Origin of the sequence: Sphingobium jiangsuense (genome assembly GCF_014196495.1) — a bacterium.
In the GTDB taxonomy this organism is placed as follows: Bacteria; Pseudomonadota; Alphaproteobacteria; order Sphingomonadales; family Sphingomonadaceae; genus Sphingobium; species Sphingobium jiangsuense.
Map to the genome: position 1 here is coordinate 170,751 of NZ_JACIDT010000001.1, position 20,652 is coordinate 191,402.

Here is a 20,652-nt window from a genome sequence, read left to right on the forward strand (position 1 = left end):
TGCCCATGGAAAGGCGGCGCTTGCTTCCCGACCGAAGGATTGTCTGTATTCGGTTCAGGTGGAGGCGAGGCGCGGGATTTCCGAGCATCGGAGCGCAGCGGACTTACAGGTCCGTGAGCACCGAAGCGCAGGAAAGCGTGCGACGCAGCCCCGCATGAAACGAATACAGACAATCCGTGCCAGAGGGTCTGTAAGCCGGGTTCTGTCCACCACCAACCGTATCCCCAGGGGGGACGCGCCGGCGGATGGGCGACCATTCCTCTAGGGCCGGAATTGCTTCCGGCCTCAAGCGACCAACCCGGACGATCGGGGCCGAAACCGCCCCTGCCTGCCCGAAGACAGGCAATGCCGTCCCTATTCGGTCTTGCTTCCGGTGGGGTTTACCAAGCCGCCCGCCGTTGCCGGGGGCGCGGTGCGCTCTTACCGCACCCTTTCACTGTCGCCTCGCCGAAGCTTTAGGGCCTGAAGCCTTTGGCGACCTGCTTTCTGTTGCACTGTCCCTGAACCATGGCCCTTCCCCGAAGGGAAGCCCCATGGCCCGCCGGACGTTATCCGGCACCGTCGTTTCGTGAAGCCCGGACTTTCCTCGCCCCGCACGCATGCGGGCCGCGGCCGCCCGACCCTCTGGCGCCCCTCATATAGCGTGTCGTCCCCCGCTTGGAAACCCTGAGCGGACTGACGCCCCGCTCAGTCCCCCTGCGGTTTGGGGAGGAGCAGCGCCAGCAATATCGCGCGGCATTCGCCGTCGATGATGCCGTCGATCATTTCCGGGCGGAAGCGCCGCTGGAAGGCGCGCACCGCCGCCTCCGGTTCCTTGATGTCATAGCCGAAGCGCTCCAGCGCCAGCAGGAAGGCGCCGTCGCTCCACAGCGGGTCCATCAGATATTTGGTCGGGCGCGGCAGGGCGAGCCGCAGCCGGGCGAGCTTCGCCCAGGGGAAGAGCTCGCCGGGGTCCTGCTTGCGGTCGGGCGCGACGTCGCTGTGGCCGACGATATTGCCACGCGTGATGCCGTAGCGGGTGACGATATCGTGCACCAGCGGGATCAGCGCGTCGATCTGCGCCTGCGGGAAAGGACGATAGCCCCATTCATGGCCGGGGTTGACGATCTCTATGCCGATGCTGGCGCTGTTGACGTCGCTGATGCCGCGCCAATAGCTCTGCCCCGCATGCCAGGCGCGCTTGTCCTCCGGCACCATGTGGACGACCTGCCCGTCCTCGGTCACGACATAATGGGCGGAAACCCTCGATTCGGGATTGGCCAGCCAGTCGATCGCGCTCTGCGCATCCGGCATCCCGGTATAATGGAGCACCAGCATGGTGACCGGCAGCCTGCGTTCGTCAAAATTGGGCGACAGCCTTTCTATCACCGGAATTCCCTGTATCTGCCTTCCCGCCCCCCGACCGGAAGCAAATCCTCCGGTCCCGTCGGCGCAGGCGAAAAGCATGGCGAACAAAAGGGGCGCGATCAAGCGGGGAATGGCGGTGCGCCCGCCGCGCTCCCGCGGAAATGGACGGAAAGGGCGCCCGCGCGCCTCAGATGACGGGATCGAACAGCGGCGCTCCGATCCGTTCATAGACGCCGCGAAACTGGTGACTGGCAACGAACTGGCTCCGCTGGCCGATCACCGTTTCCCCCGCGCCGAGCAGCAGATAGCCGCCCGAATCCAGCGCGCGCGAGAGGATATCCAGCAAGCGGCTTTTCCGTTCGCCGGAGAAATACAGCAGAACGTTGCGGCAGAAAACAGCGGCATAGGGGTGGGCCGGCGGCCTCTCGTCGAACAGGTTCGCGGCGCGGAAATCGATCATCTCGCGCAGCGACGGGTCGATCCGCCACTGGTCGCCGCTCGGCTCGAACCAGCGCAGCAGCTCGTTGATCGGCAGGCCGCGCTGCACCTCGTTCTGCGAGAACAGGCCCTGCCGCGCCCGGCCAATCGCCTCGGCGGAAATATCGGTGGCCGTTATGCGCAGGCGCCAGTCCGGCCAGCGGTCCTGATGGGTGCGGAACAGCATCGCCAGCGAATAGGCCTCCTGCCCGGTGGAGCAGCCCGCGCACCAGAGATGCAGCGTCCGCTCGCGCCGCCCCCGGCCATCGGCCGCCATCAGCGCGGGGAACAGATCGTCGGCCACCATGCGGAACAGCTGCGCATCGCGGAAGAAGCAGGTTTCGTTGTTGAGCAGCGCATCGACCGCCGCCTGCGCCAGCGCGCCCCCGGCATCGGCGATGATCGCGGCGGCGAGGCTGTCGAGGCTGGAGAGGCGATGCGCCTTCAGCACCGGTTTCAGCGAGGTTTCGATGCGCCAGCGCCGCGCTTCGGACAATTTCTGGCCGGTGCGGCTTTCCAGCAGGTCCGCCAGCACGCGCATCGCGGGGGTGAGGCCGGCCTCTAGCATGGCGCCCGGTGCCGGGGGCCGCGCGCCCGTCCGTCCGATCCGCCGCCAGAATATGCTTTCGACATGCCGCCCCCGATGGAAAAGTCAGCAGACAGGCGATCGCCCGGATCAGATCACCCCGACCTGCTGCAACTTGCTTTCCAATATGTCGCGGTCGAACGGCTTCATCACATATTCGTCCGCCCCGGCGTCGAGCGCCGCGCGAATATGGCCCAGCCCGTTTTCGGTCGTGCAGAAAATCACCTTGGGACGCGCCACGTTGATGCTGGAAAGCTGCTGGAGAAATTCCATGCCGCTCATCACCGGCATGTTCCAGTCGAGCAGCACGACATCATGTTCGGCATTCTGGCACTGGTTCAGCGCATCGCGGCCGTCGCAAGCCTCGCTCACCCGGATATTGAGCGATTCCAGAATATGGCGCGCGACCTTCCGTATCACCTTGGAATCGTCAACCACCAGACAGTTTTTCATATTGGCTTCCCTGGTCCCGTTCTGCATGCCGGTCCATTATGGACTCAAAAAACTGATGGAATCGTAAACGAACCGTTCACGCTGCCTGCGCCGATCCGCAGTGGTCGAGCAGGCGGGCGATCGACAGGATGAAGTGCGAGCGTCCATCATTTTCCACCACCCCCTGCGCATGCGGCTCCCACGCCCGGTCGACGCGCCCGCACAGCGGCAGAGGCGGCGTCGCGATCGCGGCGATATCGTCCACGCCGTCGACCAGCAGGCCATAGCTGTGCCCGCCCACGTCGCACATGACCGCATAGCGCCCGGTATCGGGCCATGGCGGCGCGGCGGAGGCAGCGCCCATGATGAGCGTCGCGGCGTCCACCACCGTCAGCACCCGGCTGCGCAGCGCGGAAAGGCCCGCGACATGAGGCGGCACGCCGGGCACCGGCGACACCTCCTTCAGGCGCACCACCGCCTCGATCTCGTCGGTGCGCAGGGCAACGGCCGTCCCGGCGATACGCGCAAACAGATAAAGCGTGCTCATGCCCGCCTCCTTTCCCCGTCGAACGAGGAGAGCGCGCCGAGCAGGGCTTCCCGGTCATAGCGGTAGATGCTGGTATCGGCAGGCCCGGCGGGCGCGGCATGGGCGCGCAGGCGGATAACCGCCTTTTCCCCGTCCGGCCCGTTTCCGTCAGGCGCGGCCACGGCATCCTGCTCCCCGGCCGTGACGAGAAGCACGTCGCCCTCGTCCGCCGGTTCGTCCTGCCGCCGCCAGCGCACGTCATAGCCCGCCTGCATCAGCAGCGGGGCCAGTATCTCGCGGTTCCACATATCGTCGGCATCGGCGATCACGCAGCGCACCTGCCTTGCCGCTTCCTCCGCCGCCGCTCCATCGACCGCCGCCATCAGCGCGAAGCCGTCCACCACCTCCACCTGCCTGCCGTCGATCAGCACCAGCCCGGCGACGATGCCGTAGCGCGCGGACAGGTCCATCTCGACCGGCACCTCGCTGATGTCGACCACCGCGTGGACCGGGTAGCACAGCTCGCGCACGCCGTCGCGGATGCGCAGGCAGGTCACCACCCGCGCGCCCGGCGGCACCTGGTCGGCGCGGACCGGATGCGGGCTGGGGACCAGCCGGTCGCCGATGCGCACCCGGCAATGGCCGCCGCTGGTGAGCACCTGCTCCACCGGAACGTCCTCGACCCGCTCGACCAGCGACAGGCGGATCGCCCGTTCCTCGCCGGTCAGCTCGATGAAGCGCAGCGACGGATAGCTCGCCGCCCGCCGGTCGGCCGCGTCCTCGCGCGCCGCGCCTGCATCGACCGTCTCGGCGACCAGCGGCAGCCGGGCGACCTGCGCGATGCCGCCCGCGTCGAGCAGCAGCATCGGCTGGCCATTGTCGGGCAGGGTCATGCCCGCATAGATGCCCGCCGCCATCACCACGGGCGCGGCGGGGCGGATCACCAGCTCCTCGTGATTTTCGACCTGCGAGACGGCGAGGATATAGGGAATGCCCGACGCGGAGCGGACCAGCATCAGCGATCGCGGACCCGGCCGCTGCGCCATCGGCACGCCGATCACCTCTTCCAGATCGATCATCGAATAGCGCGTGTCGCGGATCGTCGCGGTCAGCGCGCCGCCGAGGCGGGCGACGGAGACGGCGGGGTTGCTGTCATGCAGTATCTCGATCACCGCCGAGCGGGGGATCGCGAAATTGAGGCCGCCCGCATTGAGCACCAGCCCCGGAATGATGGTGAGGGTCAGCGGCACGCGGATCGAGATCGCCAGCCCGCGCCCCGGCTCGCTCGTCAGCGAGATGACCCCGCCGATCCGCTCGATATTGGCGCGGACGATATCCATCCCCACGCCCCGGCCGGACACGGCGGTCACCTGCCGGGCGGTGGTGATGCCGGGGGCGAAGACCAGGTCGAGCTTTTCCTGCTCGCTCAGCCGGGCGACGTCCCGTTCGCTCACCGCCCCGGCGGCGAGCGCCTTGGCGACCACCGCGTCGACATCGATGCCGCGCCCGTCGTCCACCACCTCGATCACGATCTGGCTGCCGGACTGATAGGCGGAAAGGCGCAGACTGCCCGCCTCCGGCTTGCCCGCCGCCCGCCGCTCCGCCGGGGTTTCGATGCCGTGGTCGATGCTGTTGCGCACGATATGGGTCAACGGGTCGATGACCATCTCGACCATCTCGCGGTCCATCTCGACATCGCCGCCCTCGATGCCGAGCGCGATCGTCTTGCCCAGCTCGCGGCTGAGGTCGCGCACCATGCGCGGGATCGCCATGAACAGGCGGTCCACCCGCTGCATCCGCGTCTTGGAAATGGTGTCGCGCATGTCGGCGATGCAGGCGGACAGGCGCTCGAACGCGGCGTCGGTTTCCGGCTGGCGACCCTGCGCCCGCAATTTGCGGGCCAGCTCGTTGCGGGCGAGCACCATGTCGGACACGCCGTTCATCAACTGGTCGATCAGCACCAGCGGCAGGCGCACCGTGCGCGACGCGGGCGCCGCGCGGGAGGCCGCATCGCCACCGGCGGGCGACATGTCCGCCCGCGCCTTGCCTTCCTCGCGGGTCGCGCGCGCCACTTCATGGCAATGGCGCAGCGTCGCGATCAGATGCTCGTCATTGCGGTCGGGCAGCGAATCGCCCGAATCGACGGCCACGCACAGCTCCCCGATGCGGTCCATCACGGCCAGCACCGCGCTGATCGTCGCCGGATCCGGCACGGCGCCGCCGGTGCGGTAATCGGACAGCACATCCTCCGCCGCATGGCTCAGCCGTTCGAAGCGGGGCAGGTTGAGGAAGCCGCAACTGCCCTTCACCGTATGGAAAAAGCGGAAAAGCTGGTCGAGGCGCGCGCGGTCGGAGGGGTCGGCTTCAAGCGCGACGACCACATTGGTCAGCGCCTCCAGCGACTCCTGCGTTTCCGCCACGAATTCCGATAATAGCTCGTCCATCAATGTGCCCGCGTACCCGAATGGGGCGCAAGATCGGCCGGGCGTGGTTAATTCGCGGTTAAAAACGTGTCGATTTCGTCACTTAGGCCGGCAGCAGCGCGCCGAACACCAGCGCCGGCTCCCCCGGCGGCGACAGCATGATCTGCCCGCCCGCCCGCTCGGCAAGGCGGCGCGTCATCCATGCGGCGGCGTTGCGGGAGGACAGCGCCTCCTCGCGCAGCGTGCCCGCGAGCGCGGCGCGCAGCTCCTCGTCGAGCACGATCTTCTGCCCTTGCGCGCGCACGGCGATTTCGAGGCCGCCTTCATGCGCCTCCGCACCGATGTCGAGCTGGCCGCCGCGCACCAGCGCGTCGCCCGCGACGAGCGCGAGGTTGAGCAAGATCTTGACCGCGCCCTTGGGCAGCATCTCCGTGCCCACCAGCCAGCCGATGCGGACCCGGCCGGACGCGGCGAACATGCCCTCTATCGCCTGCCGCACCTCATTGGCGGGCACCTCCTCGCCGAAGCCGCCCGCCGACCCGAAGGCGAGGCGGAAGAATTTGAGCTTGTTGGCCGATGTGCGCGCGCTTTCGGCCAAGAGGTCGAGGCACCTTTCCCGCATGTCGGGATCGGTCTCGTCGGCCATCAGCTCCAGGCCGTTGTTGAACGCGCCCACGGGGCTGAGCAGATCGTGACAGAGGCGGGAGCAGAGCAGGGCCGCGAAATCCAGCGCCTGATCCTCGTCCTTAGCCCGTGCCTGACCGCTTGCCTGACCGCTCATCCGACTGCCTTTTCCTTACGCATCATCGCCGCGCATCCCCGTGGACCGGCGCGCGATCCGCCTTGCGCCCCTGTTAGCCCCCATCGCCGCAGGGATGCAAGCGGAGGTTGGCGCCCCGCCGCTAATGGTCGTCCGGCCCGTCCGGCTCGACGGACAGGGGCACCGGCACGAACTGTCCGTGCAGCCCCTCGCCCGCCGCGCGCCACAGCCCATGGTCCCCGCCGGGCGTGCAGATCAGCCAGAGCGCGCCGTCGCCATGCGCCTGCCCGGCATCGCAGGGCGAAGGTTCCGCCTTGCCGGCCGGATGCGAATGATAATGGCCCAGCACCGCCTGCCCGCCCCGCCGCGCCGCCTTGTGCGCGCGCAGCAGCACCAGCGGGTCGATCTCGAACCGGCGGACCGGGTCCGCCGCCACATTGGCGGCGGGCAGCAGCGCCTCCACCCGGCCCCCCGCGCCCAGCAGCAGGCCGCACACCTCCCGGTCGGGGCTGGCGGCGGCGGCCTCCATCATTTGCGCGAGGAGCACCCTTGATATGCGTATCGTCATCCCCACATTTCTAGGCAATGGGGGACGAACTTTCCATCCTGACCGCTCTGGTCGATGAAGGATATGCGGGCACGCGGCTCGACAAGGCGCTGGCCGGGCTGGTGCCGTCGCTGTCGCGCGAGCGGCTGAAGGCGCTCATCCTCGACGGGCAGGTCAGCGAGGCCGACGGCAAGAGCGTGCGCGACCCGTCCCGCAAGGTCGAGGCGGGGCAGAGCTTCGTGTTGCGGATACCGGAGGCCACGCCCGCCGACGCGCAGCCGCAGGACATTCCCCTCTCCATCATCCATGAAGACCCCCATCTGGTCGTGGTCGACAAGCCCGCGGGCCTCGTCGTCCATCCGGCGGCGGGCAACCCCGACGGCACGCTGGTCAACGCGCTGCTCCACCATTGCACGGGCGAGCTTTCCGGCATCGGCGGCGTCGCCCGTCCCGGCATCGTCCATCGCATCGACAAGGACACGTCCGGGCTTCTGGTGGTCGCCAAGACCGACGCCGCGCATGAGGGACTGGCGCGGCAGTTCAAGGATCACAGCATATCCCGCCTCTATCAGGCGATCGTTTCCGGCCATCCCCGGCCGATGTCCGGCACCGTCCGGGGCTGGATCGGCCGGTCCGACCGCGACCGCAAGAAGATGGCGGTGCAGCCAGAGGGGCGCGGCAAGCACGCCGTCACCCATTATCGCACGCTGGAAAGCCTCGCCCATGCGGCGCTGGTCGAATGCCGGCTGGAAACCGGCCGCACCCATCAGGTGCGCGTCCATATGGCGCATATCGGCCATCCGCTGGTCGGCGACCCGGCCTATGGCACGCGCGCCTCGCGCGGCGGGGCGCTGGGAACCTTATCCGGCCGCCTCGCGTTCAGACGTCAGGCATTGCATGCGGCGCGTCTGGGCTTTATCCATCCTGTCACGGGGGAACGTCTGGAATTCGATTCCCCGCCACCCGCCGATATGCAGCAACTGTTAAGCCAGCTTCGCCTATGATGAGGGACGCTGAAGACTACGCCGTCGCCCCGTGCGGGACGGCTGGAAAGGGACGAGATACTCGATATGGCCAGCAATGACACCACCCAGGCGATCGTGCCTGCGCTCAACAGCGATGCGAGCCTCAATCGCTATCTCGCCGAGATTCGCAAGTTCCCGATCCTGACGCCGGAGCAGGAATATATGCTCGCCAAGCGCTATCAGGAGCATCAGGATCCGGAGGCCGCCGCGCAGCTCGTCACCTCGCATCTGCGGCTCGTCGCCAAGATCGCGATGGGCTATCGCGGTTATGGCCTGCCGGTCAGCGAGCTGATTTCCGAAGGCAATATCGGCCTGATGCAGGGCGTGAAGAAGTTCGAGCCCGATCGCGGCTTCCGCCTCGCCACCTATGCGATGTGGTGGATCCGGGCGAGCATCCAGGAATTCATCCTGCGCAGTTGGTCCCTCGTGAAGATGGGCACCACGGCGGCGCAGAAGAAGCTGTTCTTCAACCTGCGGCGGATGAAGAACAATATCGAGGCGTTCGAGGATGGCGACCTGCGCCCTGAGGACGTGACCAAGATCGCCACCGATCTGGGCGTCAGCGAGGAAGAGGTCGTCAGCATGAACCGCCGCATGGCGATGGGCGGGGACACCTCGCTCAACGTGCCGATGCGCGAGGATGGCGAGGGCCAGTGGCAGGACTGGCTGGCTGACGACAATCCGTTGCAGGACGAGCGCGTCGCCGAGGCGGAAGAGCGCGGCCTGCGCCACGACCTGCTGATCGAGGCGATGGATTCGCTCAACGAGCGCGAGAAGCACATCTTGGCCGAGCGGCGGCTGGCCGAGGAGCCCAAGACGCTGGAGGAACTGAGCCAGGTCTACGGCGTCTCGCGCGAGCGGGTGCGCCAGATCGAGGTGCGCGCGTTCGAGAAGCTGCAAAAGGCGATGATGCGGCTGGCGGGCGACCGCCGCCTGCTTCCGGCCTGAGTCTGGCGGACGGACGGGTGGGCAGACGATTCGGGTCGGGCGTCCGGCTCCTTCCGTCATGCCAGCGCAGGCCGGAGCGGTACGGCATGCCCGCCGCCATATTTTGCATAGCGACGAGAGAGGAACTATAGCGACGGCCATGGCCATATTCCCCCGCCCCGTTTCCCCCCGCAGCGCCGCCGGCGACCTGTGGGCCTATCTGATTGAAAAGCGTCCGCACAAATGGCCGTTGCTGGGCGTTTCCATGGCATTGACCGGCCTCATCATCTGGGCATTCATAGTCGATGCCAACACCAACACCATGCCCACCCGCAACAAGATCACCTATTTCCAGAGCTGGGATTCGACTCGCTCCGACGCGCAGGTGATCCTCCAGCAGAAGATCGATCTGGCCGAGCGCGAGGTGGCGCTGCGCAGGAAGCAGGAGGGCATGCAGAAGCTGGCCGACATGTTCGGCATCGAATGGCGCGAGGAGGCGGCCCGCAACGATCGCCGCCGCGCCGAGGCGCTGAAATATCTGAATGCGGAGCTGGACAAGAAGCTGGCGGCGGCGCGGGCGAAAGGCGCGGCCGCCGGCGAGGCCACATCCGCCCCGTCCACGGCCCCGCCCGCATCCGAACCAGAATCCGAAGGACCGCAATGACCCCGGCCGATGACGCGCGCTTCATGCGCGCCGCCATCGCCCTGTCGCTGCGCGGCCTCGGGCGCACCACGCCCAATCCCAATGTCGGCTGTATCATCGTGCGCGACGGGGAGATCGTCGGGCGCGGCTGGACCCAGCCGGGCGGGCGCCCCCATGCCGAGGCGCGCGCGCTGGCGCAGGCCGAGGGGCTGACCGAGGGCGCGACCGCCTATGTGACGCTCGAACCCTGTTTCCACCTTTCCCCGCGCGGCCCGCGCTGCGTCGAGCTGCTGCACCGGGCGGACCTCGCGCGGGTGGTGGTCGCCGTTGCCGATCCCGATCCGCGCACCCAGGGCCAGAGCATCGCCTGGCTGCGCGATCACGGCATCGCCGTCGAGACCGGGCTGATGGCGGAGCAGGCGCGCGCCGCCATGGCCCCCTTCTTCGCCCGCCAGACATGGGGCCGCCCCGCCGTCACGCTGAAGCTTGGCCTGTCGCTCGACGGCTGCATCGCGATGGCGGACGGCACCAGCCAGTGGATCACCGGCCCGGCCGCGCGCGCCCATGCCCATGGCGAGCGGGCGCGCCACGACGCGATTCTCGTCGGGCGCGGGACATGGTGGGCCGACGCGCCGCGCCTCGACGTGCGCCTGCCCGGTTTGGAGGATCGCAGCCCGCGCCGCCTTCTCCTCGGCCATGGCGACGCGCCGGAAGGCTGGACGCTGATCGGCGACCCGGCGCACATCGCCGATCTCGACGGCGTGGCGAGCCTGCTGGTCGAGGGCGGCGCGCAGACCGCCGCCGCCTTCCTTGCCGCCGATCTGGTGGACCGCCTCCTGCTCTATCGCGCGCCGATCGTCATTGGCGGCGGGCGCGGCGCGGTGGGAGATATCGGCCTTGCCGGCCTCGCCGCCGCCCATGGCCGCTGGCGCCTCGCCGACCGCCGCATGCTGGGCGAGGACATGATGGAGATTTACCTGCGGCGGCGAGACGGTTAGGACGGGGCCGGTTTCTTTCCCTATATCGAAAAGGCCCCTTTCATGTTCACCGGCATCGTCACCGACATCGGCATCATCCGTCAGGCGGAGCAGCGGGGCGACCTGCGCCTCGTCATCGAATGCGGCTACGACATGGGCGATGTCGCGATCGGCGCCTCCATCGCCTGTTCCGGCGTGTGCCTGACGGTGGTGGACAAGGGAGTCGACGGGGGACAGGACGCGGGCGGCAAGGGCTGGTTCGCAGTCGATGCCTCGGCGGAGACGGTCAGTCGCACCGCGCCCGGCATGTGGGCGCAGGGCGGACGGCTGAACCTCGAACGCGCGCTGAAGCTGGGCGAGGAACTGGGCGGCCATATCGTGACCGGCCATGTCGACGGCGTGGCGAAGGTCGTCAGCGTCACGCCGGAGGGCGAATCGCACCGCATCCTCTTCGCCGCCCCGGCGGAAATCGCCCCCTATATCGCCGCCAAGGGATCGGTGACGATCGACGGCGTGTCGCTGACCGTCAACGAGGTGCGGGACGAGGGCGAGGAAGCGCATTTCTCGATCAATATCATCCCCCATACCTGGGATGTGACCACGCTGGGCCGCCTTGCCCCCGGCACGCCGGTCAATGTGGAAATCGACGTGCTGGCACGCTATCTCTCCCGCCTGAAAGAGCGCCTGCCGGCCGGGTGAGGCCGAAAATCCGCGCGCCTGCGCCGATGTGACAATGCCGTTGACAATCACATTTCAATGTGATTACTGGCGGCATGTCTACTCAGCTCATCCAGCAGATCGAGGATCTGGTTCACAGCGGCGCCATGTCGCGCTCCGGCCTTGCGCGCGCCGCCGGGCTTCACGCCAACAGCCTGCGCAAGCTGGGCGAAAGCGACTGGAACCCCACGGCGGAAACGCTTTCCAAGCTCGAAAGCTATATCGACAGGCGGGAAAGCGGCACCGCGCTCGCCTCCCCCGAAGAGATCATCAACGAGGCGCGCAACGGCCGCATGTTCATCCTCGTCGACGACGAGGACCGCGAGAATGAAGGCGATCTCGTCATTCCCGCGCAGATGGCGACGCCCGACGCGATCAACTTCATGGCGATGCACGGGCGCGGCCTCATCTGCCTCGCTCTGACGCGCGAGCGGGTGGAGCAGCTCGGCCTCGACCTGATGAGCCGCAACAACGGCACCCGCCACGAAACCGCCTTCACCGTGTCGATCGAGGCGCGCGAGGGCGTGACCACCGGCATCTCCGCCGCCGACCGCGCCCGCACCGTCGCGGTCGCCATCGACGCCGCGCGCGGGCCGGAGGATATCGTGACGCCCGGCCACATCTTCCCGCTGGTGGCGAAGGACGGCGGCGTGCTGATCCGCACCGGCCATACCGAGGCGGCGGTCGATGTCGCGCGGCTCGCGGGCCTCAACCCGTCCGGCGTGATCTGCGAGATCATGAAGGACGACGGCACCATGGCCCGGCTCGACGACCTCATCCCGTTCGCGCAGAAGCACAAGCTGAAGATCGGCACCATCCGCGACCTCATCGCCTATCGCCGCCGCCACGACCATCTGGTCGAGCGCCGCGTCGAAACCCGCTTCGAAAGCCAGTGGGGCGGCGAGTGGAAGGCGATCAGCTTCTACAACAGCGCGTCGGGCACCGAGCAGATGGTGCTGCAAAAGGGCAAGGTCGATCCCGACCAGCCGACGCTGGTGCGCGTGCATCAGCTCTCGCTGCTGGACGACGTCTACGGCCAGTCCGGCCCGCGCGCCAGCCTGCTCGCCCGATCGATGGAGATCATCGGCGAGGCGGGGAACGGCATCATCGTCGTGATGACCAGCACCGAGCGGTCGGATTTCATCTCGCGCACGCTGCTCAACCATGCCGGGCATTTCACCGACGGCGGCATGGACGAGTTGCGCAACTATGGCGTCGGCGCGCAGATCCTGTCCGAGCTGGGCGTGCAGGACATGATCCTGCTGTCCAACACCCATCACAGCCTGATCGCGCTGGACGGCTACGGCCTGTCGGTCGTCGGCCAGCACCCGATCGACATCTGACCTCTCAAAACAAAAAGGCGCGTCATGGCCAAATTCCTCATCGTCGAAGCCCGTTTCTACGACCATCTCAACGACCTGCTGGTCGCGGGCGCGCGCGCCGCGCTGGAAGCGGCGGGGCATGAGCATGAGGTGATGACCGTTCCCGGCGCGCTGGAAATTCCGGGCGCGATCTCGCTCGCGGTGGACAGCGGGCAATATGACGGCTTCGTCGCCATCGGCGTCATCATTCGCGGCGAAACCTATCATTTCGAGGTGGTGTCGAACGAAAGCGCGCGCGGCCTGATGGCGCTGTCGCTGGACGGCGTGCCGGTCGGCAACGGCATATTGACGGTCGAGAACGAGGCGCAGGCGCTGACCCGCGCCCGCCCGGACGAAAAGGACAAGGGCGGCGAAGCGGCCAAGGCGGCGATCCGCATGCTGGAGATTCGCCGGCAGTTCGGCGGCTAGGGCCGAATAGCGCCCGTTCTCCCGAATTTCCGCTCGTCAGGGTTTCGCCGGGCCGGAAATGCCTCTATTCAGGCAGGCGGAGGACCATGATGACCGATCTGCCAGCCGACCCCACCGTTGACGAAATCCGCGCCGCGCTCGCCCCGCTGGTCGCGCGCAACGCAGCGTTCGACGGCTGGTCCGACGCCGCCGTGGAGGCCGCCGCCGCACAGGCGAAGGTCGCGCCCGCCGTCGCCCGCCTCGCCTTCGACGGCGACGCCATGGCGATGATCGACGCCTGGTTCGCGGATATCGACGCGCACATGATCGCCGCCTGTCCGCCGGAACGGCTGGCGTCCCTTTCGGTGCGCGGGCGCATTCAGGCGCTGGTCGAGGCGCGGCTGGTGCTGCTCGCGCGCAATCGCGAGGCGCTGCGCCGCGCGGTCGCCGTCCTCGCCATGCCGAATCATCTGGCGCGCGCGGCGAAGCTCGGATGGCGCGCCGCCGACCTGATGTGGCGCGCCGCCGGGGACGAGGCGACCGACCTCAACCACTACACCAAGCGCACCTCGCTGGGCGCGATCTATTCCGCGACTTTGCTCTGTTTCCTCAACGACGAGAGCGAGGACCATGCCGACACGCGCGCCTTTCTGGCGCGGCGTCTTGCCGCCATCGGCAAATGGGAAAAGACCAAGCAGCGCTGGCGGGCGCGGTCGGAAAACCGCCCCAGCCTCGCCCGCTTCGTCGGGCGGCTGCGCTACCACGCCCGCTGAACCCGGCATGATCCACCGGTTCAGTGCAGGTTCAATCCCCTGCCGCCATGGATGACGGACGAACAAGGAGTATAGCCATGCGATTTTCCAGGCTGGGCAAAGCCTGCCTGCTGACCGGCCTTCTCACCCTTGCGCCGGCGGGCGCCCTTTTCCCGGTGGCGCCCGCCGCCGCGCAGGGCCGGGACGCTGACGACCTCGCCAGCGTCGCCCGCTACATCCGCGAGGTGAAGAGCCTGACCGCCGACTTCGCCCAGACCGACCGCAACGGCCAGACGCTGACCGGCCAGCTGACGCTGAAGCAGCCGGGCAAGATCCGCTTCCAGTATCAGAAGGACGTGCCGCTGCTGATCGTCGCGGACGGCAAGTCGCTGACGATGATCGATTATGAAGTGCGGCAGGTGCAGCGCTGGCCGATCGGCAGCTCGCCGCTCGGCGCGCTGATCGACCCATCGCGCGACTTCACGAAGTTCAGCAAGGTGGTGCAGACCGGCGACCCCAATGTACTGTCGATCGAGGCGCGCGATCCCAAGCGGCCCGAATTCGGCACGATCACGCTGGTGTTCCGCCGCAACGCCGCCGCCCCGGCGGGACTGGACCTGCACGGCTGGGTCGCGCGCGACGCACAGGGCAACCGCACCGCCGTCCGCCTTTCCGGGCAGGCCTATAACGTGCCGGTCGAGGACGCCGCCTTCCGCTGGAAAGACCCCCGCGTGCGCAGCCGCCCCGGCGGTCATTGAGGGACAATCCCGCCTTGATGAGCAGAGGCGGCGAGTGGGAGTTTCCGGCCGATAATGGCCCCTAGCCTTTACCGTCACCCTGAACTTGGTTAGCTGCGCTGGCCTTCGGCTCAGGGTCCATTTCGCCGGATTGACCAGCGGTCTGTGGGCCGGATGGATGCTGAAACAAGTTCAGCATGACGATTGGGCCATGTCCCCTCACCACCCCATCCGCCCTCTCCATCGCGTCATGCCGGCGCAGGCTGGCATCTGTGGAGGCGGCGCGCGACCTAGCCTGCGACCCCAGCCTGCGCTGGGGTGACGGTAAAGGTGGAGGGGGCGCCAAAATCGCTTTCCTGAATTCCGTTCATCCTGGCGACAGACAGAATCGGATAGAAGCATCTTCAAGCAGAGGCGCTGTACCGGGCTTCCCCCCTGTTACCCCGTACAACCCCGTCTCTGCGGTTCGCGCCCCTGGCGCATATAAGAGGCCTCCGCTCCACGCCCCCGGAGCGGGGGCCTTCCTATGCCGGGGCTTTCCGCCATTTCCCGTCTTCCCGCCGCGCCATGGCGCCAGCACGCTTGCGTCCCCGCGCCATGCCCCCTAGGGGAAAACCATGTCTCAGAAACTCAAAATCGCTTCGTGGAACATCAACAGCGTCCGGGCCCGCATCGACATCGTCACCCGCTTCCTGAACGAGGAAGCGCCGGACATATTGTGCCTGCAGGAAACCAAGGTCGTTAACGACACCTTCCCCGGCGGCGTGTTCCGCCAGCTGGGCTATAATCATCAGGTGCTGCACGGCCAGCCCATGCATCACGGCGTCGCCATCCTCAGCCGGGTGCCCATCCGCGAGGACGACCGGCTCGACTGGCAGGCCAATGGCGAGGCGCGCCATGTCGGCATCCGGCTCGACAACGGGGTGCGGCTGGAAAATGTCTATGTGCCCGCGGGCGGCGACGTGCCGGATCGGACGCTCAACCCGAAATTCGGGCAGAAGCTCGATTTTCTCGAACGCATGGTCGAGTGGGCGGGCAAGCTCGACAAGCCGACCATCCTGGTCGGCGACTTCAACATCGCGCCGCTGGAATGCGACGTGTGGAGCCACAAGCAGTTGATCGACGTGGTCAGCCATACGCCGATCGAATGCGAGGTGCTCTCGCGCCTTCAGGCGGCGCACAACTGGGTCGATCTGGGCCGCCGCTTCTACCCCGCGCCACAGCGCCTCTACACCTGGTGGAGCTATCGCGCGCGCGACTGGCAGGCGTCCGACCGGGGGCGCCGCCTCGACCATATGTGGGTCAGCCCGGAACTGGCCGACAAGGCGCTGAGCCACAAGGTCTGCGAACCCTGCCGCAGCTGGATGCGGCCGTCGGACCACGCGCCGCTCATCACGGAATTCGAGTTCTGATGAGCGATCCCGCCGCCTCCGACCGCTCCGTCGCCCGCGCTATCGACGCCCTGCGCCGGGGCTGGGCGGTGGAGGTGATCGCGTCCGACGGACGCCTGCGCCTGCTGGCGGTCGAAAGCGCGGATGCGCACAATCTCGCCGCGTTCGATCCCGACTCGGATGCCGATCTGCTGATATCCGCCGCCCGCGCGCAGACGCTGCACCTCGCCAACCAGCGCGAGGCCGCCGAGCCGGAAGCGCCGGTGCTGGTCCAGCGCGAACGCTGGATCGACGCGGCGGGCGCGATGGCGCTGGCCGATCCGGTGCAGGACCTTGCGACGCCGCTCAAGGGACCGTATCGCGCGCTGCCCCTGCCCCGGCCCGAAGCCGCCCGCGCCGCGCTGCGCCTCGCGCGGCAGGCGGGCATCCTTCCCGCCTATTTCGTCGCGCGCGGAGAACCGGCCTGCGAGGCCAGCGTCGCCGCCGACGCGATCCAGACCTATGACGGCGGCGCGCGCCTCCATATCGCGACGCGGGCGCGCCTGCCGGTGTCGACGGCGGAGAACAGCGAGATCGTCGCCTTCCGCACGCCGGGCGACCCGCGCGAGCATATCGCGCTGATCATCGGCGATCGCGACGGCAGCGTGCCGGTGGTACGGCTGCACAGCGAATGCCTGACCGGCGACGTGCTGGGATCGCTGAAATGCGATTGCGGGCCGCAACTCCACGCCGCCATGCACCGGATCGCCGAAGGCGGCTGGGGCGTGCTGCTTTACCTGCGGCAGGAAGGGCGCGGCATCGGCCTCATCAACAAGCTGCGCGCCTATGCGCTGCAGGATCAGGGCTTCGACACGGTGGACGCCAATGTGCGGCTGGGCTTTTCCATCGACGCGCGCGATTTCTCTGTCGCGGCGCAGATGCTGAAGCTGCTCTCCATCCCGCAGGTGCGGCTGCTCACCAACAACCCCGCCAAGGTCGCCGGGCTGGAAGCGGAAGGGATCGGCGTGACGGAGCGCCTGCCGCTCGCCATCGCCGCCAACCCGCACAACGCCCGCTATCTCGACACCAAGCGCGACCGCACCGGCCATCAGTTGTGACGACGGCAGTCCGCGTCAGCACCGCCGACCGCACGCTGCGCTTCGACGGGCGGACAATCCCCTGCGCCATCGGCAAGGGCGGCGCCTGCCCGGCGGAGGCGAAGCGCGAGGGCGACGGCTGCACCCCGCTCGGCACATGGCCGATCCGGGGCGTGCTGCTGCGGCCCGGCCGGGTGGAAATGCGCGAGCCGCCGCTGCTCCCGTGGCGCTGGACGCGCGAGGAGGACGGCTGGTCGGACGGCGCGGGCGACCCGGCCTATAACCGCCCGGTCCACCTGCCCCATCCCTTCTCGCACGAGCGGCTGCGACGGGACGATGCCGCCTATGATATCATCGTCGTGCTCGGCCATAACGACGCGCCGCCGGTACCGGGCGCGGGCAGCGCGATCTTCTGGCATATCTGGGTGCCGGGCGAGGACGGCGCGCCCAGCCCGACCGAGGGCTGCATCGCCATCGCCCGCGAGGAGATGGACCGCATCCTGCCGAAGCTGCGCCCCGGCATGGCGATGGAGATAGGCTGAAGCGGCGCGGCTGTTCAGGCAGCGGTACAGGAAGAAGGACAGAGCTTCGACAAGCTCAGCCCGAACGGGAAGAAGACGCGCCAAGGGTGGGTCGAAATCAGGTTCAGGTGGAGCCGGGAGGCGTGATATTCGAGCACCGGAGCGCAGCGACCTAAGGGGCCGTGAGCACCGAAGCGCAGAATAGCGCGGCTCGCAGGCCCGCATGGGCCTGATTTCGGTCCGCCCTACTCCACCGCCGCCAGTTCCTCGATAACCCGCGCCTCGCTGGCCGCCAGCAGGCGCTTTTCCAGCGTCTGGAGCCGCGACTTGCTCTCTATCTTTCCGCCCAGCAGGTCGGTGATGTAGAAGGTATCGACCGCCCGCTCGCCATAGGTGGAAATATGGGCGCTGTGCACCGTCACCTTCGACTGGAACAGCGCATAGGCGAGGTTGAAGAGCAGCGCCGGCTTGTCCCGCGCGTGGATCTCGATCACCGTGAAGCGGTTCGACGCCATATTGTCGATAAGCACATTGGGCACGATCTGGAACGCCTCGGCGCGGGTGCGCGGCAACGGCTTGGCTTCCAGCTTGGGTTGCAGCTTCTGCTTGTTGGCGAGCGCGTCGGCGATCGCCCGGCGGATGCGCGCCAACTGGTCGGGATGGTCGAACGGCCGGCCGAGCGGGTCCTGCACCAGGAAATTGTCGATCGCCCGCCCGTCGCGCAGCGTATGGATGCGCGCGTCGATGATGCTGCCGCCCGCAAGGTGGATCGCGCCCGCGATGCGGTAGAACAGGCCCGGATGGTCGGACGCATAGACCGTCACCAGCGTCGCGCCGCGCTCCGGGTAGACCTCCGCGACGATCGACAGCGGCTCCTTGCCCGCAGCCAGTATCTGCCGCGCATTCTGCGCCAGTATCTCGACCGATTCGGCGATCAGATAGCTGTCGGGCAGGCGCCTGGCATAGCGGTCGAACTCGGCGGCGGGAACGTCCAGCGCCTCGCGCAGCGCCTGCTTCTTCGCGGCGATCCGTTCCTTGCGTCCCGTCGACTTGTGGCCGAGGCGCAGCACCTCCTCCGCCGCGATGTAGAGGTCGGACAACAACTGCCGTTTCCAGCTGTTCCAGACGCCGGGGCCGACCGCGCGGATATCCACCACCGTCAGCACCAGCAGCAGGCGCAGCCGCTCCGCGCTCTGCACCACCTCGGCAAAGTCCATGATCGTCTTGTAGTCGGAAAGGTCGCGCTTGAACGCGGTCGCGCTCATCAGCAGATGATGGCGCACCAGCCAGGAGACGGTTTCCGTCTCCGCCGCCGACAGGCCGAGGCGCGGGCACAGCTTTTCCGCAACCTCCGCACCCAATATGCTGTGGTCGCCGCCGCGCCCCTTGGCGATGTCGTGCATCAGCACCGCGACATAGAGCGCACGGCGGGAAATCAGCTTGCTCATCAGTTCCGCCGCCAGCGGATGATCCTCGATCAGCTCGCCGCGCTCGATCCGCGAGAGCAGGCCGATGGCGCGGATGGTATGCTCGTCGACGGTGTAATGATGGTACATGTCGAACTGCATCTGCGCGACGACGCGGCCGAAATCCGGCACGAAGCGGCCGAACACCCCGGCATCGTTCATCCAGCGCAGCACCCGTTCCGGATCGCGCGGAGAGGTCAACACGTCGAGGAAGAAGGCGTTGGCGCGGGGGTCGCGGCGGATCGCATTGTCGATCAGCTGCGCATCGCGGCTGGCGGCGATCAGCGCGCTGGGGTGGATCTCCAGCTCATGCTGGTCGGCCACGGCGAAAATCTCCAGCAGGCGCACCGGATCCTTCTGGAAGAAATCGTCGCTGGGCAGCGCCAGCCGCCCGCGTTCCAGCACATAGCCTTCCAGCTTGCGCGGGCGGCGGAATATCGAGGGCACGAAACGGCGCCCCTTGCTGGCCCACTGGTCGTCGAGATGGGCGAGGAACACCGCCGTCAGATCCCCCACCTTCTTCGCGGTGAGGAAATAATAATGCATGAACCGCTCCACCCCCGCCCGGCCGGAGCGCGCGGTGAAGCTCATATGCTGGGCGACCTCCAGTTGCATGTCGAAGGTCAGCCGGTCCTCCGCCCGGCCGGTCAGATAATGGAGGTGACAGCGCACCGCCCAGAGGAAATTCTCCGCCTTCTGGAACTGGCGCAGTTCATGCGGGGTCAGCAGCCCGGCCTCGACCAGCCCGGAAACGGAGCGCACGCGGTTCACATATTTGCCGATCCAGAACAGCGTGTGCAGGTCGCGCAGGCCGCCCTTGCCTTCCTTCACATTGGGCTCGACCACATAGCGGCTGTCGCCCATCCGCTTGTGCCGCTCTTCCCGCTCGGCCAGCTTCTCGGCGACGAAGGCGCGGGCGCTGTCGCGCACCACCTCCGCGTCGAACCGGGCCAGCGCTTCGTCGTAGACGGCGCGGTCGCCCCAGACATAGCGCGCCTCCAGCATCGCGGTGCGCACCGTGAGGTCGGCGTTCGACATGCGGATCATCTCGTCGATCGAGCGGCTCGAATGCCCGACCTTCAGGCCCAGGTCCCAAAGGGAATAGAGCATGGATTCGATGACCTGCTCGGTCCAGCTCGTCGGCTTGTAGGGGGTGACGAAGGCGATATCGACGTCGCTGTGCGGCGCCATCTCGCCCCGGCCATAGCCGCCCACCGCCAGCAGCGCGAGTTGCTCGCCTGCGGTGCGGTTGCCCGGCGAATAGAGATAGTGGGTGGTCGCGTCGAACAGGATGCGCACGATCTGGTCGGTCAGGAAAGCGAGCGCCTGCACCGCCTCGCGCCCGTTGGTGGGGCGATATTCCAGCCGCCGCTTGGCCTCCGCCCGCCCTTCCTTCAGCGCCTCGGCCAGCACGGCGACGATCTTCTGCCGCAAATGGCCCACATCGCCGCTGCTTTCCGCCGCCAGCGCCTCGATCCTGTCGGCGATGATCCGGCGATTGATGATGGAGCGCCGGTTGGGCAGGCTGGCGAAAAGATCGGTCATAAGAGGAT

The 20,652-nt window shown here is 67.7% G+C and carries 20 protein-coding genes and 1 other RNA gene; 12 read left to right on the forward strand and 9 right to left on the reverse strand.

What is annotated here, in order from left to right:
• Window positions 1-175 precede the first annotated feature (175 nt).
• From rnpB to GGR43_RS00870, 8 genes are all read right to left on the reverse strand, one after another.
• Window positions 176-628: RNase P RNA component class A (gene rnpB / locus GGR43_RS00835), an RNA gene on the reverse strand.
• Between the two features lie 59 nt (window positions 629-687).
• The gene (locus GGR43_RS00840; RefSeq protein ID WP_188070334.1) at window positions 688-1,383 is read right to left on the reverse strand and encodes an N-acetylmuramoyl-L-alanine amidase; all 696 of its coding nucleotides are present in this window, start codon (window positions 1,381-1,383) and stop codon (window positions 688-690) included.
• A gap of 151 nt (window positions 1,384-1,534) precedes the next feature.
• The gene (locus GGR43_RS00845; RefSeq protein ID WP_188070048.1) at window positions 1,535-2,392 is read right to left on the reverse strand and encodes a CheR family methyltransferase; all 858 of its coding nucleotides are present in this window, start codon (window positions 2,390-2,392) and stop codon (window positions 1,535-1,537) included.
• 108 nt (window positions 2,393-2,500) lie between these two features.
• Window positions 2,501-2,863 (reverse strand): response regulator, encoded by a 363-nt coding sequence (locus GGR43_RS00850; protein ID WP_188070049.1) that lies wholly within the window; start codon window positions 2,861-2,863, stop codon window positions 2,501-2,503.
• Between the two features lie 76 nt (window positions 2,864-2,939).
• Window positions 2,940-3,389, reverse strand: a complete 450-nt coding sequence (locus GGR43_RS00855; protein WP_188070050.1) for a chemotaxis protein CheW — start codon at window positions 3,387-3,389, stop codon at window positions 2,940-2,942.
• Complete coding sequence (locus tag GGR43_RS00860) at window positions 3,386-5,812, reverse strand: chemotaxis protein CheA (protein WP_188070051.1); 2,427 nt, start codon at window positions 5,810-5,812, stop codon at window positions 3,386-3,388. Before GGR43_RS00860 ends, GGR43_RS00855 begins: the two co-directional genes overlap by 4 nt.
• 82 nt (window positions 5,813-5,894) lie before the next feature.
• Window positions 5,895-6,572 carry a histidine phosphotransferase family protein gene (locus GGR43_RS00865; RefSeq protein ID WP_188070052.1) on the reverse strand — a complete coding sequence of 226 codons (678 nt, stop codon included), beginning with the start codon at window positions 6,570-6,572 and terminating at the stop codon, window positions 5,895-5,897.
• Between the two features lie 121 nt (window positions 6,573-6,693).
• A complete protein-coding gene (locus GGR43_RS00870) occupies window positions 6,694-7,119 on the reverse strand; it encodes a M67 family metallopeptidase (protein WP_188070053.1) in 426 nt (141 codons plus the stop codon).
• 17 nt (window positions 7,120-7,136) lie between these two features.
• Here GGR43_RS00870 and GGR43_RS00875 point away from each other — a divergent pair, with 17 nt between their 5' ends.
• The 12 genes from GGR43_RS00875 to GGR43_RS00930 all read left to right on the forward strand — a co-directional run bounded on the left by GGR43_RS00875 (window position 7,137) and on the right by GGR43_RS00930 (window position 17,654).
• Window positions 7,137-8,102 carry an RluA family pseudouridine synthase gene (locus GGR43_RS00875; RefSeq protein ID WP_188070054.1) on the forward strand — a complete coding sequence of 322 codons (966 nt, stop codon included), beginning with the start codon at window positions 7,137-7,139 and terminating at the stop codon, window positions 8,100-8,102.
• A 66-nt stretch (window positions 8,103-8,168) separates the two neighbouring features.
• Window positions 8,169-9,071, forward strand: coding sequence for an RNA polymerase sigma factor RpoH (gene rpoH / locus GGR43_RS00880; RefSeq protein WP_188070055.1), 903 nt, complete (start codon window positions 8,169-8,171; stop codon window positions 9,069-9,071).
• A gap of 139 nt (window positions 9,072-9,210) precedes the next feature.
• Complete coding sequence (locus GGR43_RS00885) at window positions 9,211-9,714, forward strand: hypothetical protein (RefSeq protein WP_188070056.1); 504 nt, start codon at window positions 9,211-9,213, stop codon at window positions 9,712-9,714.
• The gene (ribD, locus tag GGR43_RS00890) at window positions 9,711-10,691 is read left to right on the forward strand and encodes a bifunctional diaminohydroxyphosphoribosylaminopyrimidine deaminase/5-amino-6-(5-phosphoribosylamino)uracil reductase RibD (RefSeq protein WP_343054377.1); all 981 of its coding nucleotides are present in this window, start codon (window positions 9,711-9,713) and stop codon (window positions 10,689-10,691) included. Before GGR43_RS00885 ends, ribD begins: the two co-directional genes overlap by 4 nt.
• Before the next feature lie 42 nt (window positions 10,692-10,733).
• Window positions 10,734-11,369: a riboflavin synthase gene (locus tag GGR43_RS00895; protein WP_188070057.1), complete on the forward strand. Its 636-nt coding sequence runs from the start codon at window positions 10,734-10,736 to the stop codon at window positions 11,367-11,369.
• 74 nt (window positions 11,370-11,443) lie between these two features.
• Complete coding sequence (gene ribB / locus GGR43_RS00900; RefSeq protein WP_188070058.1) at window positions 11,444-12,730, forward strand: 3,4-dihydroxy-2-butanone-4-phosphate synthase; 1,287 nt, start codon at window positions 11,444-11,446, stop codon at window positions 12,728-12,730.
• Between the two features lie 24 nt (window positions 12,731-12,754).
• Window positions 12,755-13,177, forward strand: a complete 423-nt coding sequence (gene ribH / locus GGR43_RS00905) for a 6,7-dimethyl-8-ribityllumazine synthase (RefSeq protein ID WP_188070059.1) — start codon at window positions 12,755-12,757, stop codon at window positions 13,175-13,177.
• Between the two features lie 89 nt (window positions 13,178-13,266).
• Window positions 13,267-13,929, forward strand: coding sequence for a COQ9 family protein (locus GGR43_RS00910; RefSeq protein WP_188070336.1), 663 nt, complete (start codon window positions 13,267-13,269; stop codon window positions 13,927-13,929).
• A 77-nt stretch (window positions 13,930-14,006) separates the two neighbouring features.
• Entirely contained in the window at window positions 14,007-14,666 is a 660-nt protein-coding gene (locus GGR43_RS00915) for a LolA family protein (RefSeq protein WP_188070060.1), read from the forward strand.
• Between the two features lie 596 nt (window positions 14,667-15,262).
• Window positions 15,263-16,057, forward strand: a complete 795-nt coding sequence (locus tag GGR43_RS00920; RefSeq protein WP_188070061.1) for an exodeoxyribonuclease III — start codon at window positions 15,263-15,265, stop codon at window positions 16,055-16,057.
• Window positions 16,057-17,133, forward strand: a complete 1,077-nt coding sequence (gene ribA, locus GGR43_RS00925; protein ID WP_188070062.1) for a GTP cyclohydrolase II — start codon at window positions 16,057-16,059, stop codon at window positions 17,131-17,133. The genes GGR43_RS00920 and ribA overlap by 1 nt, the downstream gene beginning before the upstream one ends.
• Window positions 17,130-17,654 (forward strand): L,D-transpeptidase family protein, encoded by a 525-nt coding sequence (locus tag GGR43_RS00930; protein WP_188070063.1) that lies wholly within the window; start codon window positions 17,130-17,132, stop codon window positions 17,652-17,654. Before ribA ends, GGR43_RS00930 begins: the two co-directional genes overlap by 4 nt.
• Before the next feature lie 224 nt (window positions 17,655-17,878).
• Here GGR43_RS00930 and GGR43_RS00935 read toward each other — a convergent pair whose 3' ends face one another.
• Window positions 17,879-20,644 carry a [protein-PII] uridylyltransferase gene (locus tag GGR43_RS00935; protein WP_188070064.1) on the reverse strand — a complete coding sequence of 922 codons (2,766 nt, stop codon included), beginning with the start codon at window positions 20,642-20,644 and terminating at the stop codon, window positions 17,879-17,881.
• Window positions 20,645-20,652 lie beyond the last annotated feature (8 nt).

Bases quoted from the DNA above. Each gene is read 5' to 3' on its own strand.
- GGR43_RS00845 (WP_188070048.1), bottom strand. From the start codon at position 2,392: ATGCTAGAGGCCGGCCTCACCCCCGCGATGCGCGTGCTGGCGGACCTG.
- GGR43_RS00850 (WP_188070049.1), bottom strand. From the start codon at position 2,863: ATGAAAAACTGTCTGGTGGTTGACGATTCCAAGGTGATACGGAAGGTC.
- GGR43_RS00855 (WP_188070050.1), bottom strand. From the start codon at position 3,389: ATGAGCACGCTTTATCTGTTTGCGCGTATCGCCGGGACGGCCGTTGCC.
- GGR43_RS00860 (WP_188070051.1), bottom strand. From the start codon at position 5,812: ATGGACGAGCTATTATCGGAATTCGTGGCGGAAACGCAGGAGTCGCTG.
- GGR43_RS00865 (WP_188070052.1), bottom strand. From the start codon at position 6,572: ATGAGCGGTCAGGCAAGCGGTCAGGCACGGGCTAAGGACGAGGATCAG.
- GGR43_RS00870 (WP_188070053.1), bottom strand. From the start codon at position 7,119: ATGACGATACGCATATCAAGGGTGCTCCTCGCGCAAATGATGGAGGCC.
- GGR43_RS00875 (WP_188070054.1), top strand. From the start codon at position 7,137: ATGGGGGACGAACTTTCCATCCTGACCGCTCTGGTCGATGAAGGATAT.
- rpoH (WP_188070055.1), top strand. From the start codon at position 8,169: ATGGCCAGCAATGACACCACCCAGGCGATCGTGCCTGCGCTCAACAGC.
- GGR43_RS00885 (WP_188070056.1), top strand. From the start codon at position 9,211: ATGGCCATATTCCCCCGCCCCGTTTCCCCCCGCAGCGCCGCCGGCGAC.
- ribD (WP_343054377.1), top strand. From the start codon at position 9,711: ATGACCCCGGCCGATGACGCGCGCTTCATGCGCGCCGCCATCGCCCTG.
- GGR43_RS00895 (WP_188070057.1), top strand. From the start codon at position 10,734: ATGTTCACCGGCATCGTCACCGACATCGGCATCATCCGTCAGGCGGAG.
- ribB (WP_188070058.1), top strand. From the start codon at position 11,444: ATGTCTACTCAGCTCATCCAGCAGATCGAGGATCTGGTTCACAGCGGC.
- ribH (WP_188070059.1), top strand. From the start codon at position 12,755: ATGGCCAAATTCCTCATCGTCGAAGCCCGTTTCTACGACCATCTCAAC.
- GGR43_RS00910 (WP_188070336.1), top strand. From the start codon at position 13,267: ATGACCGATCTGCCAGCCGACCCCACCGTTGACGAAATCCGCGCCGCG.
- GGR43_RS00915 (WP_188070060.1), top strand. From the start codon at position 14,007: ATGCGATTTTCCAGGCTGGGCAAAGCCTGCCTGCTGACCGGCCTTCTC.
- GGR43_RS00920 (WP_188070061.1), top strand. From the start codon at position 15,263: ATGTCTCAGAAACTCAAAATCGCTTCGTGGAACATCAACAGCGTCCGG.
- ribA (WP_188070062.1), top strand. From the start codon at position 16,057: ATGAGCGATCCCGCCGCCTCCGACCGCTCCGTCGCCCGCGCTATCGAC.
- GGR43_RS00935 (WP_188070064.1), bottom strand. From the start codon at position 20,644: ATGACCGATCTTTTCGCCAGCCTGCCCAACCGGCGCTCCATCATCAAT.